The following is a 15571-nucleotide window of genomic DNA, read 5'->3' as shown; positions in this document are numbered from 1 at the left end:
TTCAAGAATGTAATGAGTTGTCAGTATTGGTAATGCCTCGTTTCTCAAAAAAATTTCACATGTGAAATTTTTGGCGGCAGTGGTTGAGGACCTGCCTGTATCATGGTTGCATTTTATGCGACTGTGGTAAAATCGAGATAGATGGAAGCAAGAGGGAGAGCGTGATGAGGAATGTGGTTAACATTTTGCTCCTGCATATTCCGGTCGAAAATGAACACCTATTCCGGTTTAAAATGAACGCTGATTCCGGCTTGCGTGTACACCATTTCCGGACACCTCAGAGCACGAACTCTGATGTCAGATGAACCGTCATGCTCCAATGACCTGGATCCACAACTGCCGCGCTGCGCTTGGCTGCTGGCTTGTTCGGTGAGTCGAAAAGATGCCTCCCCTCAAAGCTCAGCTTCTGCTCGCAGAATCCCTGGCCGCATACTTTCCGGAAATGGTGTTCACAGATTCCGGAATCACTGTTCAAATTCACCGGAATACGCAGCTCCTGGCGTCTGTGCTGCTGGGTATCCCGATGATGGCAGATACACCTTGGGGGTTGGTTTTCGTGCTAGGCCCGCTCATGGTCTGGAGTGCCAACTTCTTTGTGTTGGTGAATAAAAGCTTATGGGCTTCACTTGTTCTACTGGGTGGAGTGGCTTATTTCCAATGGCAACTTGCCTTGGGCATGTTGATTTTGGTTGCCATTGTTCGTGCCCTCATAAAGGCGAGAAGAGAGGGCGTGGATCTTCGTGGCTCCAAGTCGAAAACGATTGATGGCGTCAATGGTCCTCTTTCTATTGACCTAGTTGAAAAAGCTCGTTGGGGTGAATGAACTGCGTGACGCTTAGAGGGTAAAAAAAAGGGGCCGATGGCCCCTTTTAATTTAATGCTTCGAATCTAAGCCTCGTTCTGTGATGTTATATCCTCTAATCGGTGTTAGGTAACTGCCAGCGCGATCCCCTGCATTGGAAGCATTCTGCAAGACGTTTACCATCTGGTTTGTAAACTCTTCATTCTGCTGTGACAGAACCGGCACCCCATTTTCTATCATGGGTGAGCCATCCGGATTTCGTTCGGCATATTCCATTTTCAGATTATTGACTGCTTGATCCATCTGCCCCTTATCGGTGCTGAATGATTGCCCAAATACTGCGGCCTGATTTTGGCTCAGACCATAATGACTTTGTGCGATGGATTGCATAGTTTCCTTATACTCATTCCCGTACTGCTGCATAAATTGTTGGGTAGTATCGACTCCAGCTTCTGTCGCCGCAGTAAGAGCAGAGGCATAGAAGGCTCCGCGTTGTTCGAGATTCATCCCTTTAGCAGCTTCTGAAAGGTCTGAATTACCTGTCATCCATTCCTTTGCTGCATCATAACCGGTGGCCGTTGCTCCCATTATGCCTCGACCCAGTTTGGCCGCTCCAACAAGGGCTTCACCTTGCCAGCCATACTGTTCTTGCAGAGCATCATCGCCTCGCTGTGTGGTCGCGATGAACTCGTCTCGTTGTTCTGGCGTCATGGTTCGCATCTGGTCTGTTACTTGAGTAAATGCAGCCCCGCCAGCCTCGCCTCCTGCGATCAGTGATTTTCCTGCGCGGCTCATCCAATCACTACCGTTATCCATTGATCCCCAGCCTGATGCCGTCCAGGACATAGGGGGGAGTGCGTTTAACAGGTTGTCCCGAGCGTTTTGAACCTCTGGAGCTGATAGTCTTCGCTCAGTGTCTTGCGCTTTGCTGTCGAGTGAGCCAGCACGAGACTGATGTTCTTGCTGAACAATAGGACTGTTGTTTGGAAGTTGGCCAACCTCAGATTCTGGGTTCATCCCTGCTGTGGCAGCTGTGTTTCCACGGAAGTCAGGCCCAATGTTCGGCCCTGCGCCTACGGCCCCCTGCACCTGGCTTGGTAGGCCAGAAACGTTCGGGGTGCTGAGACCACTGTTTGCGTAAGCATCACCACTATAACCAGAAGCCCGCCCAGAAGCTGTGTTGATAGCCTGTAGTGCAGACTGGAATCCGCCGAGCTCTTTACCCGGCTCGTAGTTTGAGGGGTTGGTCATGGCCGTCATTCTCGCTGCGGACTGAGCTACCTCAGGCGACATGCCATAGGACCGGTAACGCTGCTCTAGCGAACCAGCTTCATCTTTGACTGCGGTAGGTGCAGCATTACGGAAATATTCATTGAGCTGGCCCATTGCTGCTGGTGACTGAGCGACTGCGCCCCCAAGCGTCTTGAAGTCGGTGTTGGTCATCGAGCCCACTTGGTTTTGAAGCTGGCTCATTGTGTTGAAGGAGTTTGAGGCTGATACCACTTCCGAGGCTGACTTCGATAAATTCTGTGACAGAGAATCGCCCCAGGTATGGGAGAAGCTCTCTCCACCTGAGCGACTGAAACCTTGCGCCAGTTGGTTTGTAAGTGCCTGGCTGTCTGTTTGTGAGTAGTTGATGCCTTTTGCGAATTGAGTAACGTCACCAGATGTCCACGTCGTTGAGTCATCCGCTGAGGAGGTGCTGCTTCCAGTTACACCCGCTTTCACATCGACAGGGCTGTCGCCCCCTTTCCCGGCCGCTGCTCCTGCTGCCTTTCCGACAAACGGCATCAGCATCTGTGCGAATTTACCTGCGTCAATGGATCCCGACGCCTGCATTGCAACAGCTCCTTTAACCGCATCGGAATGGGACTGGTCCACCCCGAATTTTTCCATGAAGTTCTTCGCTTGCTGGTCAACAAGTGAACTCTGTTCGGTCCCCTGGGATGAGATGGTGCGTCCGACATTAGAGAGCCGGGAGTAGGTTTGAGCCTGACTCGTCCCATCTGAGAAGCCGCGGGTAAGGTTGCTCTGGAAAGCCTCTGATGCTTGTTTCTGATTTGCCTGAGAGGAGCTGACCCCGGAAGCCATATTCGAACCTAGGGACAAGGTGCTGATCATGCCTTCGGCCCCACTGGCAAGGGTTCCACTGAATTGATTTTGATTGAACCCCGGTTGAGCTTGCATCAAGGGTCCTTGCTTGAGGACATCTGGCGTATTCAGCTTCTCGTCAACATGGTCACCACCGCCGATCTTCGATGCCAAGCTTGTGAACGCATAGGTGCTACCAGAAACGATGAATAGCGAGATAATTGGTGTTGACGCTGCAAGCATTCCGCCTGTGGCGATCCAGTGTTGCAGCACATCACCGCTCGATGACAGCGCATACATGGAATTGAGTCCATTAGCACTTAGGCTCGCCATCTGGTTTGTCGCGGCAGTGTGCACGAATAGGTTAATAATGGAGAGCACAGGCATCCACAGCTGAATCCAAAGTATGGTCTGAACATACTTCCCGGCCAACTGTACCCCGAAACTACCCATGACGATGATAAAGGCGATGATCGGTGTGATGGCGTAGATGAATCCCTCAAAGAAGGTCAGCATTGGGCGAACAACGGTCATGAACATGGTTTGCTCTGCCGCCCATTGAGTGTTCCGCTGTTGAACTGCCTGATTGATCATCAGAGCGGAGCTAAAGTCCTGTAGGTCCTGGTAACGACCTGAGGCCGCTTCATAGTAGAGCGGCTCTAGCACTGCGGCTTTGATGTAATCAAAGGCGGAGGTTGTTGTTGCTCCCAGAGCCTGGAGTGAGTCTGAAATTTTGGTGAAGGAGTTATCCCCGGATGCGGGATCTAGACCAAGTAAGTTGTTCAGTGCTTCTACTACCAAGGGGCTATTCAGGTTGGCTGTGGCATTGCTGATGGCTACCCATCCCTCGGTGCAGGTGTAATCCGCCCCATCGGGATTTGAGGTGGATAGATAGAGGCGTGTGCCATAAAGCTGGGAGTTGAACCTCAGTGCTGCGTCAGTTGAACGATTCATCAGTTCGTCCAGTGACATAAGGTTCAAATCAACTTTGGTCAGGGTGCATTCGCGGATGTAGTTGTTCCAGGAACGGCGTACATCGACATAGCCACCACCGTTGGAGGCATTTAACGCCGTGAATACCCCAGAATCGTAAGCCCGCCGACGAACGTCATTGAGGAGCTTTAGCGTCTCGGAAAAGTGACTTTCTGTTACGTTAGGGACGATCACCCCATATCCAGTCTCAAAGAGATTGGTGATGGTATAACCGACGTTGGAAATAACCCCTCCAGTGAAGCCCACACCGAGAGGAACATTCGCCACGACGCGAACTTGCCCTGTATAGGCGTCCTCTATTGTTACTGTTGTGTTCGGGCCAAAAAAGCAGGCATAAATAAGCCAGCCGACCAATATCTGCTGGATATTTATCTGCTTAGCTCCTTGAAAGACCGACTGGATCATGATCATCAAGACACCGAGCAGTAGGCCAATGGAGACCATCTTTTCGAAATCGCCAGTGCCGGTAATCATGGACACTGCAATCAGGATTTGCTCAAGAAATGCCGAGTCACCGATAGAGTAGATTGTGAACGTACCCATCTCACTGGCTCCTTAGTTCGTTGTCGGAGGGTTGGACACGGTAGCCAGCATGTATTTCTGCTTGCGAATGTTGTCTAGAAGGTTGTTGTACTTCGAGATCTGGTCTGAAAGGTCGCCATATTGGGAAGCAAGTACGCTGTATTCACTTCGTATCTGTTGCTGCGACTGGTCGAGGAGATCGAGAGCTTCCTTTTTGTAAGGGGACTGGCTATTTGCCAAAGAGATCCTGGCTGCACGGAAGAACTCTTCGGTGAAGCCGTACATCATTGCCAGAGCAATGGATCCTGACGATTCGGTTGCAAAGAGATTCGCACCATCTTGAGACAGCACAGACAGGTTGCGGACAATCGCCCCCATCCCACCAGGTAGGTTTGAAACGAAGGCTTTCTCTGGATCTGTCAGAGTGCCGGAGTTTGTTGCGTACTTATAAATGACCCCCGGTGTGGAGCTTGTGCCGAGCAGAATGTCAGTGATCTGGTTGCGCATTCCTTTCAGCACGATCGTCTTATTGCCGCCACCTGCGGTACCGGCAGTTAAACAGTCTGTGGTGTCGCTACCACAGGAATAAATTTTCACTGAGCCACCGGAGATCAGGTCTGACAGCGAAATTTTGTTCCCAGGAAGGGTGGTCAGCGGTGATGTTTTTGCACCATTTCCAGTCGCGTTGGGATCATTGATAAGGTCCCCAATGATTACTGTACCGGTCAGAGACATAATGGATTCAAGTAAGGTGTTATCCCCGTAGGAGAACCATGAACTGGTGTTATTGCTCTTGAGTTGCTTCCAGACAATATTCCCGATCAGCTTTTTGTACTCGGTCGGCTTGTTGGCCTTGAGCTCTTCCATCGGACTTTTGCCCGTACTTTGCGTATTTGAGGCGAAGAAGTCTTCGAACAGGCCTGTTGTGGTCGCTTTGAGGGAGGCATCGGTTTTGTGTTGCATGTCGAAACTGCTGGTGGCGTCGTTCACAATGCCTTGGGCAAGTTGACACGAGTTGCCCAAGTGTTCATTCAGCGCCTGCACTTTCTTCTGGAAGTTCTCAATCCATTTGGCGCCATCTGGAAAAACGTTATCCAAGGCCAGCTGAAATGCGTACCCCTTGGCGTTAGCCGCGACTGAGCGCAGCAATTGGACGATTTGATCAGCATTAATGAAAGACAGTGAGCCCCCAAAGAGATCCACACCACCACAACCGGCTTTCCAGGATGGCGGAGCAAAGGCGACAATGTTCTCATCAAAAATCTTCGCCTTGCCAGTAACGCGCCCACCAGCCAGTACACCGCGGCGCTGGCTTTCATAGACGCCTGGTGGCGTGGTGTTGCTCATTTGGCCGAAGAGCTTATCCATCTCGCTCTGGAGCCCATGCGCCTCAGCAGTATCAGCCGTCATCATCAAGGTGCCAACCGCGATGCAAAGCGCGAGGGTACTCCTCCTTGTGTGTTGCATTATGTTCATTTATTACTCCTGTAATTTGCCCCGGATGTACTGCATCAACTGATCGGGTGGAATGAAGTTGTCTTTGTCACTACTGCTCTGCGAAAGCTCTTGAAGATCGGAACCGAGCTCCTGGGAGGCCAGTCGCTCCGCAATATTGTTCTCCAGGTTAAGCACCGGGCGTGTCTGGTTGAACTCGTCGTCGGATACCCAACCGTTACGCTTAGCTGCAACCAGTATTCGGTGGTTGAGCTCAGGGAGCGACATGGGGCCTTGCCCGATAGGAGCGAACTGCCCATCAGGTGAGGCAAGATAGATAGCTGGGAACGTGATCACGCCAAGTCGCTTGGCATGGCCCTTATCGGTTTTGTAGGCCGGGAACAGCCCACTTGGGAGGGGTCTACCGTCCATTGAGACCGGCACGATAGAGAACCCCTCACCCTGCTCAAGCATCTTGACTAGCGGGGCCTGGAGGTCGCTGTATTCGTCGTCGGACTTGTAGAAGAAAAAGATGCCTACCCGGTTCGCGACGCTTTTGAGAAGCTGGTTCTTTGCATTGCCCGCATCTCGGTCAACTTGCTGTGATGCGAATGTGGCCGCGGGGCGTCGTGAGATTTCGTCCAGGAAGGGATCCCCCACAACAGCCAGCTCAGTGGTATCCGAAAATTGTTCAGATCGGTCAATAGCAAAGCGTTGGAGGTACAAAAAGGTCCGGACGTTTTCAATGGTCGGGTTATCCCATGCCAGATCTTTGTACTTGGGCAGGTTTTCACGGAACCATTTGGCCGAGAACATTTCTGGCCCTGGGATTGCGGCTGGGGCTGGTGGGGGGGCCTGTACAGGTTTGGCGGAGGCCACTGGTTTAGGCTCAGGCTTTTTGGGTTTTTTCTCTGGCTCTGGGGGATCTTCCTTGTACCAAAACCAGCCCTCTTCCTTGCGATCATAAAATCTGGATTGGCTCTCCAATGACCAAGCCGGGAGTGAGGTACCCAGAGTAAGTGCAGTGACAAGCAGGATGCTTAAAGGTGATTGTTTCATAATCTCACGCGCGTATTTTCCCATGCTTTATATGGTAGGGCGGCGAGGTGTGAAACTAGAGAGGTGTTGGCGCCCATTAAGGGCGCATTGAGCGTTTTAAAAAAATTTCACATGTGAAATTTTCTGGCTACTGAGTTGCGCCGTCCTCGGTGGCTTCTGCGGCAAGCTTCATTTGCTTTTCAACCAGCCGTTTATGTGTGATGTAGCGAATGACCATTTCAACAGCACTGTTCAGAGCCAGTACCCGCATTGCACGGGTTGAGGCGACGTAGAGTAGGTTGATCTCATCATCCCGAGTTGTAATGTCGAGCTCAGGGTCCAACACATCAGGGAAGTCGTCGTACAGTTGCACATTGTCCCACTCCAGCCCTTTGCATCGGTGAGCAGTTGAAACGGTAATATCAGCACCGAACTCCTCCTTCACCGTGTTAAGGCGGAGGAGGGTAAGAAGATCGGGAAGACTGTCGTAGGAGCCGATGATTTTGATGGCCCGTGACATCTCAGGGTCTTTGGTGGCTTTAGCCACCTCCTGGTATTCGCCGTAATCTTGGAAATCGTCCAAGAGTTTTTTGTTCCTAACCCTGTCTGGAGCTGCCATGGCGTACCAATAAATGTCCTGGAGCTCGTTGATCTGGTATGCGTCGATCCCTCCAACCCAGTAGACCTTCTTTCCCTTGGCCGTGGCGGCAAGGGCCGTCTCTATCACTCCCATCACAGTGCGATGGATAACGGTCCGGTGACCGACGTCCTGTGGGAGGAACATAACGACTTGATCACTCGCTCCTCTACCGACAACCGGTAGTGTCTCCCCTTTTAACTCCAGTAGAGCATTTGCGACGATGGCTACGTTGCGGCCAAAGCGCCAACTATGTGTCAGGTAGAGCTGGTCTGCCCCGGCAAGATCTTTGCTGTCCAAGGCGTTATTGGCTCCTCTAAACCGATAGATCTGCTGGTGGCGGTCACCCACTAAAATGACTTTACAGTGTTGTTGAAGCACGATGCTGCTGGTCACAGGATTAGAATCCTGAGCCTCGTCAAACAGGATGGTAGTGTACCGGCGAGACAAATTTGGCATTCCCAGCTGGTATTGCTTGAGGTAGCAGTCATGCACAGTAGGGAATGGATCTTCTGGGGTGGTCATTTTGCTCCAGACGAACTCGGCCCCCTCGACAACCTGGGAAATATATTGGGTCTGCTTCGTCGTAAGAACCTTGCCGGTATCGGCCCTAGCGAAGTGGGTGTAGAGGATGCGGAAGTCAGCGCTGGACATGAATGCGTTCAGGGTATCTAAAATGTCTTTTGCGATCGTCCAGTTCTTGGTGTCCACTGCCTGAGCGATGTCTGTCAGCCGTAGGTTACCGGTGAGCTTGTGCTGATAGCTGCGGCCAATGGTGGCGTAGGCTAACTGGTGGGACGTTTTACAATCCACGTTGGCTGGAAACTTTTCCCGTGCCTCATCACGGATCCCTCGGTTGTAGGCGATGTAGAGGATGCGGGAATTCAGGTTATTGTGAGCATATTTGACGAGAGTCGTTGTTTTTCCTGTTCCGGCATAAGCTCTGACGACAAGGAGGCTGCCCTTGTATTGGGTGATCAAGGCTTGTTCAGGTGTATCTGGAGGCAACGGCTTCATGGCGTTACGCTCAATGCCACGAGTTTGTGGCTGCGGCCACGCATCATTTGTGTCTCCGTAAAGAGATGAACCCGTTTTTCCTCTCGGGGTAGTACAGCCTCGCAGTCCAGATCACTCCACCACTCCGGAGCATGGCCCTCAGCAACCTCACACACCCAGTTATGCGTCCGATAAAGCCAGGACTCATCGCCCGGATAAGCGGCAGCCAGCAAGATGGCCGCTTCGATCTTGATTTGGAGGTTGGCGGCTCTTTCCCGCCATGATTCCGAATATTTTGGCTTTCGCTTCATCAATCACCCTTTTTTTGCTCGCCCTCCTCACGGTGAAGGGGCTTGTTTGCCTCAGCAAGCTTCTCTTCAAGCCTGGAAATTGTTGCTTCAAGCTGCTTGGAATGGTTGTCACGTTCCTTCAACTGGCCTGTCATGACGCCAGATTTTTGATCCAGGGTACGGATTTCCTTCTGAGCATCTGAGAGTTTCACCTCCAACTTGCTCCGCTCACTTTCAGAGGCGTTCCCTTGGGCTTTGGCGGCGGCAAGTTCGCGCTGGAGATCAGCAAGCTGGGAATGAGATGTTGCTAACTGCTCCTTGAGGCTTGCATTTTGTTCGTGAGCTGCCCGAAGCTTCTCGGCCTGCTCAATATTTTTGCCTTTCTGGGAATCCAACTCACCCTCTGTATCTGCCAATTTTTGGTTCAAGGAGCGCTTTTCACTCTCGGCCTGTTCCAGCTGGTTCTGGTAACGGATGAGGGACTCTGATTTTTCACCCAGCTTGGTCTCCAGTTCTGCCACTCGACCTTGGAGTTTTGCGCAGTCAGCCAGAGCGTGTTCCAACTCAGCTGTCTTGAGAGACAGAGCTTTATCGGACTGGGTGAGAGTAGCGTTAGTCTCGGCATACTGGCGGTTGAGGTTCTCAAGCTGTTCTTCGAGCAGGTCTGCTCGTTCGGCGTCGTTATTTGTCATCTCAATGGCTTGCTCAAGCTCATCCTTCAACTCCAGCTCTTTCCTGTTCATGAGCTCTCTTTCGTGCTGGAGGCGCTCGGTGGCCGCGGTCTGAGCAGCCAGGTAGAGCCTTTTCAGGAAGACGTTGCCGTCATCGATGATGGCCTGGGGCAGCTCAACCTCGGGAGGGGATTGCTCCAGGGTGTTTTCCTCTGCCCAGCGTTTGAGGTAGGTGGATATGGTGGTGTAGCTGCCTTTTGAATCGAGGAACTCACGGACACCTACGATAGTGGGTTTCTTGCCTGCATCTTTCAGCGCTTGCGCTGCCTTCGCGACATCGGCGTATTCCACCAGCTTTCTTGCCATGGTATTTCTCCAAAATAAGGACGTCGATTTTTCCTGAATGATAGCACAACCATAATTACGGTAAATTACTGTTATTGTGAATTATCGTAATTATCATAATTTTGCGTTGTTTGAGATTTTCCAGCTATCAGCCGTGGTGGTACCTCTCATATGCTCACCGGCTGGCACTGCCCAGAGCGGCGGTCATAGGGGAGCCCGCAGAATTCGGAAAAAATCGTACGCTAAGGTTTTCCGGGCAACCGTAGCGGCCTGAACTTCCCGTCCTCCAGCCTGCGGCTCTGCCGCCAGACGTAATCGCCGGTCAGGTTGATGTGTTCCCAGCCCAGCGGCGACAGGTATTGCAGCAACTCACCGTTCACCGGCTTGCCGACCTCGACCAACCCCTGAGTGGCGCGCTCCAGGTACACCGTGTTCCACAACACAATGGCGGCCGTCACCAGGTTCAGGCCGCTGGCCCGGTAGCGCTGCTGCTCGAAGCTCCGATCCCTGATCTCGCCGAGGCGGTTAAAGAACACCGCCCTGGCCAGGGAGTTGCGCGCTTCACCCTTGTTCAGTCCAGCATGCACGCGGCGGCGCAGTTCGACGCTTTGCAGCCAGTCGAGGATGAACAGGGTGCGTTCGATCCGGCCCAGCTCGCGCAGGGCCACGGCAAGGCCATTCTGGCGTGGATAGCTGCCGAGCTTTCGCAGCATCAGCGAGGCAGTGACGGTGCCCTGCTTGATCGAGCTGGCGAGGCGCAGGATGTCGTCCCAATGGGCGCGGACGTGCTTGATGTTCAGGGTGCCACCAACCATTGGGCGCAATGTCGGGTAGTCCTGGACGCTATTCGGCACATACAGCTTGGTTTCGCCGAGGTCGCGGATGCGCGGTGCGAAGCGGAAGCCCAGCAGGTGCATCAGGGCGAAGACGTGATCGGTGAAACCGGCCGTGTCGGTGTAGTGCTCCTCGATCCGCAAGTCGGACTCGTGGTACAGCAGGCCGTCGAGCACATAGGTGGAGTCACGCACGCCGACATTCACCACGCGGGTGCTGAACGGTGCGTACTGGTCGGAGATATGGGTGTAGAACAGTCGCCCCGGCTCGCTGCCGTACTTCGGGTTGACGTGCCCGGTGCTTTCGCCCCGGCCGCCCGCCCGGAAGCGCTGGCCATCGGAGGATGAGGTGGTGCCGTCGCCCCAGTGGGCGGCGAAGGCATGGCGGTACTGGTGGTTGACCAGCTCGGCCAGGGCCGCCGAATAGGTTTCGTCGCGGATGTGCCAGGCTTGCAGCCAGGACAGCTTGGCGTAGGTCAGGCCGGGGCTCGACTCGGCCATCTTGGTCAGCCCGAGGTTAATCGCATCGCCCAGGATTGCTGACAGCAGCAATGTCCTGTCTTTGGCCTCGGCACCGTCCTTCAGGTGGGTGAAGTGGCGGCTGAAACCCGTCCAGTCGTCCACATCCATCAGCAGTTCGGTGATCTTGATGCGCGGCAACAGCTGACTGGTCTGGTCGATCAGCGCCTGCGCGGTATTGGGCACCGCAGAATCCAGCGGGGTGATCTTCAGCCCGGACTCGGTGAGGATGGCATCGGGCAGCTCGTTGTCCTTGGCCAGCCGGGTTACGGTGGCCAACTGCTCGTCCAGCAGCTGTAAGCGCTCTTCCAGGTACTGGTCGCTGTTCGGGTTGATCGCCAGGGGCAGGGCCTGTTCCCGCTTGAGCGCGGCGAACTTCTCTGCCGGCAGCAGGTAGTCGTCGAAGTCGCGGAACTGCCGTGAACCCTTGACCCAGATGTCACCGGAGCGCAGGGCGTTCTTCAGCTCGGACAGCGCGCAGATTTCGTAGAAGCGTCGGTCGTGGCCTTCCGGGGTGATCACCAGCGGCTTCCAGCGCGGCTTGATGAAGGCGGTAGGGGCATCCGCCGGCACCTTGCGCAGGTTGTCGGCGTTCATCTCGCGCAGGGTCTGCACGGCCGCCAGCACGCCTTGCGCGGCCGGTGCAGCGCGCAGTTCCAGCACCTCCAGCAGGGCCGGCGTGTAACGGCGCAGGGTGGCGAAGTTCTCGCCGACCAGGTGTAGGTGGTCGAAGCCCTCCGGCCGGGCCAGCAGCTCGGCCTCGCTGACGCTCTCGGTGAATTCGTCCCAGGGAATCACCGCCTCGATGGCGGCGTACGGATCGCTGCCGTTTTCCTTTGCCTCCAGCAGAGCCTGGCCGATCTTCGAGTACAGGGGGTCGTCTCAGAAAACGGAAAATAAAGCACGCTAAGCGTGCGTGGAGGCTGGCACCCAGCGGTACAGCGTCGGAATGGACACGCCGAGGTTCTTGGCCACGTCCTTGGGCGGCACCCCGCTGGCCAGCAGCTTCTTGGCCGACTCGATCTTGCTGTCGGTCATCTTCGGCTTGCGGCCGCCTTTGCGGCCGAGCTGCTTGGCGACTTCCAGCCCGGCGCGGGTGCGCTCGACGGTCAGCTCGCGCTCCATTTCGGCAAGGCTCGCCATGACGTGGAAGAAGAACCGCCCGGATGGTGTGCCGGTGTCGATGGAGTCGGTGAGGCTCCTGAACTGGACACCGTGCTTGTGCAGATCGCCGACCAGATCGACCAGTTGCTTGACCGACCGGCCCAGCCGGTCGAGCTTCCAGACGACCAAAGTATCGCCTTCGCGCAGCATTTCGAGCGTCTTGGCCAAGCCAGGCCGGTCTGCCCGCGTGCCACTCACCTTGTCCTCGAAGACCTTTTTACATCCGGCCTTGCTCAAGGCTTCGCGTTGCAGCTCCAGGTTCTGATCCTGCGTCGAGACGCGCGCATAGCCAATCAACATGGCTTGTCTCGCGCCCGGTCGATGCGTTCCTGCATCGCCTGCATCACTTCTTCGTGGGTGTACGATCTGGCGTTGGCGTCGGTGGCTTGCCGCAGGGCTTCCTCAACCTCGCGCGTCATCCGCTCGTAATCCTCCGGCCACAGCGCTTGCTCCATGCGCAGCGACGCCTGACCCAGCAGGTGCAGCAGGCTGAACAGCCGCATGTCGTTGGTGGCGACGATGCGCTCCCGAATCTGCTCCTGAATAGCTTCGCTAGCCCGATGCGCTTGTGGTGTGGCAGTCCCCTCGTAGTCAGCGGGGAATTCCGCTTCCTCGGCAATCCTTGCCCAGGCGCTGGCCAGCGCCTCGATGGTTGACGTGCTCATTTCCGCCGCTCCTGTGCTCTTTGGCGAATCAACCGGCCAAGGGGCCTCGACGCGAAAACCAGCAGCATCACGCCTATCGGATACCAGGTCGAGAAGACCACCAAGGCATCGAAGGCTGGCCGTCCGGTGTTGGTAGGCAGTACGGCGGTCACAACCATCAACCCGCCGACCGTCCAGATGATGCGCCACACGTAGGGCATCACGCGGGGCACGTAGCCGTCATCGAAAGCGGTCTGGTAGTAGCGGCGCAGGCCGCGCTCGGCAAGCGCCTGGCGCTGCCGCTCCGACAGCGCATCCGTCCGGCCATACCAGCGCCGGAATGGTGGACAGCGCAGCAGCAAAGGGGTGAAGAGGATCATCACCGCCACGATCGCGACACCCCACGCCATGACGGCGCCGGCATCGGGCCGCTTGGCGTTCTCGATCACGGGCGCGAAGACGCCCGGAGCACCGATCATCCAGAACAGCGCAATGTGCTGATGGAAGGAGAGCTTCATTTGCTCATCCACTTGCGCAGCAGGCGCTTTTTCAGGGAGGCGCGTTCTTGCGGGTTGCGTCCCTTGTGATTGGCGATGCGATCCGCCGTGGCGGCCTGGCGCTTGACGGGCCAGTAGGAGCGGCCATCCTTGCCCATCGACCAGACGCTGCTGGCCTGGTTTTCCAGCAGGGGCAGATGGGCGCTCAGGGCTTCGGGCGACGCGCTGGTCAGCGCCGTGCGCTCACGGGTGCGCCAGCGCTGATGCCAGAGCTTCTTGTCCTCGCGCTCGCTGCCGCAGGTCGTGTGCCCGACGATGGGTGTTTTGCGGCGGCTGCGGCTCATAACGTAGTGGTCTCCAAGAACATTCAGGACTGATCCCAGGCGTCGATGGTCAAGACCTGATCGGCAGGACAGGCGGCTACGCGGTCGGGAACTGGATGGTGTTCAGTCTCATGCCGACCCCATTCGATTGATCGCGTCGCTTGCGGCACGCTGCGACGCAAGGAGGTTTGCGACCTGGTTTAGCAGCCGTGTCCGCTGCATGTCTGTTACCTATCTCCCCGACCGCTCATTGGACCAACTCCAGAGATTGGGCTCTATCGCTCAGCCAATACGAAACCGGCATTGGCTGATGCCACAACCGAGACGAACACAAATGGCTCGGTACCTGTATTTCGCGCCCCGTGCACTTGGCCCGGTCTTGCCACGGCTATCTCACCTTCCCTGAGGGCACGAACAATCCCATTGCCCTGAAAGTAATCAGCCATTCCCGACAAAACAGTCCACGTGTCTTGGCCGTGAGGATGAATGTGAGCCGCAATTTCCTGCCCGGGATGGACATGCCAAACCACGATAATTGAGTCTCGGGTTTCAAGCACAACGGAACGAATAGGCTCGCCTTCGGACGGCTGAACATACTCGGCTACAGAAAATATTCTCGATTCAACAGTCATCGGAGATCCCTCTTTCACAGTGCCCCCAGACAGGCTGGATATGAGTTCTAACTCGAATTTGAACGGGAGGCTGGTCGTGCGGTCGTGCAGTTGCCGATGAGCGTGTCGGCTGCTGCCTCCTTGCCCACCAGCGAACTCACGTCCGTTGCGGCCATCCAGAAGGTCTTGCCCGAGCGCGGCTCATAGGTCGCGGGATCGAACACGCCAGAGGGGCCGAACATCGGCGGCTTGATTGGTCATGGCTCCATGCCTTTGTCGTTACGGTCTTCATCGTCGGCATCCTGACGCACGGCGGGCAATTGCTGGAGCAACGCCGGCAGCCATTCCTGTACCGTCTCCCACACCACATCGAGGTTGATGTCGAAATAGCCGTGAGCCATGCGATTACGCATATTGCGCATGCTGCGCCACGGCACGTCGGCATGCGCCTGGGTGAACTCGACGTAGCCATCCATCACCTTTGTGGCCGCCTCGCCGATGACGATCAGGCTCATGATGACGGCCTGCTGGGTGCGCTTGTCGGCCAAGAAGTCGTCCTTGGCCATCCCTTCCACGAAGCTGCGCGCATCGGTTGCGGCCTGCTGAATGTGGTCGAGGTAATCGGGCAGGCGGTTCTCGCTCATATCGGTTGCGCCTCCGCGAGCACCTTGGCCCGGAACTTCGGCGGCAGGTCGCCGGGAGTCAGCAGATCGACGTCAACGCCGAGCAGCGATTTCAGTTCTTCTTCCAAATCGCCCAAGTCCAACAACGTGGCACCGGGCAGCGCATCGACCAACAGGTCGAGGTCGCTGCCATCCCGGTCGGTGCCATGCAGCACCGAGCCGAAGACGCGCGGGTTCGCGGCGCGAAAGCGGCCTACCGCTTCACGCACTGCGCTTCGCTTCATGTCAAGCACAACAGACGGTCGCATGCGCATCCTTTCTTATCGAAACTCGTTGAGATGATATGCAATCAAGAATAGAATTTCAAGAACTATTTTCGAGAATCGCAATGCCTTGATTCCCGTGCCGCGCTGTCGTTTTCAGAAGGCGACTGCACGAAATATCAGGAGTCGGCTGCACTGCCAGAACTGGCCGCCTGCAAGGCAGCGTAGAGAGCGGTTTTTCCTACCTTGAGGCGTGCGGCGGCCTCGCGGACATT

Annotated in this window: 14 protein-coding genes and 2 pseudogenes; 1 reads left to right on the top strand and 15 read right to left on the bottom strand. The window is 55.5% G+C overall.

Annotation, left to right across the window (positions count from 1 at the left end):
• The first annotated feature begins 382 nt into the window (after positions 1–382).
• Positions 383–823: a hypothetical protein gene (locus tag C3418_RS14980; RefSeq protein ID WP_258040050.1), complete on the top strand. Its 441-nt coding sequence runs from the start codon at positions 383–385 to the stop codon at positions 821–823.
• Positions 824–874: 51 nt separating this feature from the next.
• Here the strand turns inward: C3418_RS14980 and C3418_RS14975 are convergent, their stop codons facing one another.
• The 15 genes and pseudogenes from C3418_RS14975 to C3418_RS14905 all read right to left on the bottom strand — a co-directional run.
• Positions 875–4429 (bottom strand): conjugal transfer protein TraG N-terminal domain-containing protein, encoded by a 3555-nt coding sequence (locus tag C3418_RS14975; RefSeq protein ID WP_081375051.1) that lies wholly within the window; start codon positions 4427–4429, stop codon positions 875–877.
• Positions 4430–4441: 12 nt separating this feature from the next.
• Positions 4442–5884, bottom strand: a complete 1443-nt coding sequence (locus tag C3418_RS14970) for a conjugal transfer protein TraH (protein ID WP_081374721.1) — start codon at positions 5882–5884, stop codon at positions 4442–4444.
• Between the two features lie 3 nt (positions 5885–5887).
• A complete protein-coding gene (gene traF / locus C3418_RS14965; protein ID WP_073536949.1) occupies positions 5888–6901 on the bottom strand; it encodes a conjugal transfer protein TraF in 1014 nt (337 codons plus the stop codon).
• 127 nt (positions 6902–7028) lie between these two features.
• Complete coding sequence (locus C3418_RS14960; protein ID WP_073536948.1) at positions 7029–8534, bottom strand: UvrD-helicase domain-containing protein; 1506 nt, start codon at positions 8532–8534, stop codon at positions 7029–7031.
• Entirely contained in the window at positions 8531–8824 is a 294-nt protein-coding gene (locus C3418_RS14955; RefSeq protein ID WP_073536947.1) for a hypothetical protein, read from the bottom strand. Before C3418_RS14955 ends, C3418_RS14960 begins: the two co-directional genes overlap by 4 nt.
• Positions 8824–9840, bottom strand: a complete 1017-nt coding sequence (locus C3418_RS14950; protein ID WP_103858807.1) for a DNA-binding protein — start codon at positions 9838–9840, stop codon at positions 8824–8826. The genes C3418_RS14955 and C3418_RS14950 overlap by 1 nt, the downstream gene beginning before the upstream one ends.
• 221 nt (positions 9841–10061) lie before the next feature.
• A pseudogene (locus C3418_RS14945) lies at positions 10062–12044 on the bottom strand (Tn3 family transposase); the annotation flags it as partial.
• Between the two features lie 33 nt (positions 12045–12077).
• A complete protein-coding gene (locus C3418_RS14940; RefSeq protein ID WP_003100847.1) occupies positions 12078–12635 on the bottom strand; it encodes a recombinase family protein in 558 nt (185 codons plus the stop codon).
• The gene (locus C3418_RS14935; RefSeq protein ID WP_003100853.1) at positions 12629–13000 is read right to left on the bottom strand and encodes a hypothetical protein; all 372 of its coding nucleotides are present in this window, start codon (positions 12998–13000) and stop codon (positions 12629–12631) included. Before C3418_RS14935 ends, C3418_RS14940 begins: the two co-directional genes overlap by 7 nt.
• Entirely contained in the window at positions 12997–13497 is a 501-nt protein-coding gene (locus C3418_RS14930) for a transposase (RefSeq protein ID WP_103858806.1), read from the bottom strand. The genes C3418_RS14935 and C3418_RS14930 overlap by 4 nt, the downstream gene beginning before the upstream one ends.
• The gene (locus tag C3418_RS14925; RefSeq protein WP_003100858.1) at positions 13494–13820 is read right to left on the bottom strand and encodes a hypothetical protein; all 327 of its coding nucleotides are present in this window, start codon (positions 13818–13820) and stop codon (positions 13494–13496) included. The genes C3418_RS14930 and C3418_RS14925 overlap by 4 nt, the downstream gene beginning before the upstream one ends.
• A gap of 254 nt (positions 13821–14074) precedes the next feature.
• On the bottom strand, positions 14075–14431 hold the full coding sequence (locus C3418_RS14920; protein ID WP_003465043.1) for a cupin domain-containing protein: 357 nt from the start codon (positions 14429–14431) through the stop codon (positions 14075–14077).
• Positions 14432–14667: 236 nt separating this feature from the next.
• Entirely contained in the window at positions 14668–15054 is a 387-nt protein-coding gene (locus C3418_RS14915) for a DUF86 domain-containing protein (RefSeq protein WP_003100872.1), read from the bottom strand.
• On the bottom strand, positions 15051–15341 hold the full coding sequence (locus tag C3418_RS14910; RefSeq protein WP_001247892.1) for a nucleotidyltransferase family protein: 291 nt from the start codon (positions 15339–15341) through the stop codon (positions 15051–15053). The genes C3418_RS14915 and C3418_RS14910 overlap by 4 nt, the downstream gene beginning before the upstream one ends.
• 134 nt (positions 15342–15475) lie before the next feature.
• Positions 15476–15571, bottom strand: a pseudogene (locus tag C3418_RS14905) (recombinase family protein); the annotation flags it as partial.

It is taken from the genome of Aeromonas sp. ASNIH8 (assembly GCF_002919855.1).
Lineage (GTDB): Bacteria > Pseudomonadota > Gammaproteobacteria > Enterobacterales > Aeromonadaceae > Aeromonas > Aeromonas caviae.
Note: the sequence above shows the minus strand (reverse complement) of the source record. Positions and strands in the feature narration are given on the sequence as shown.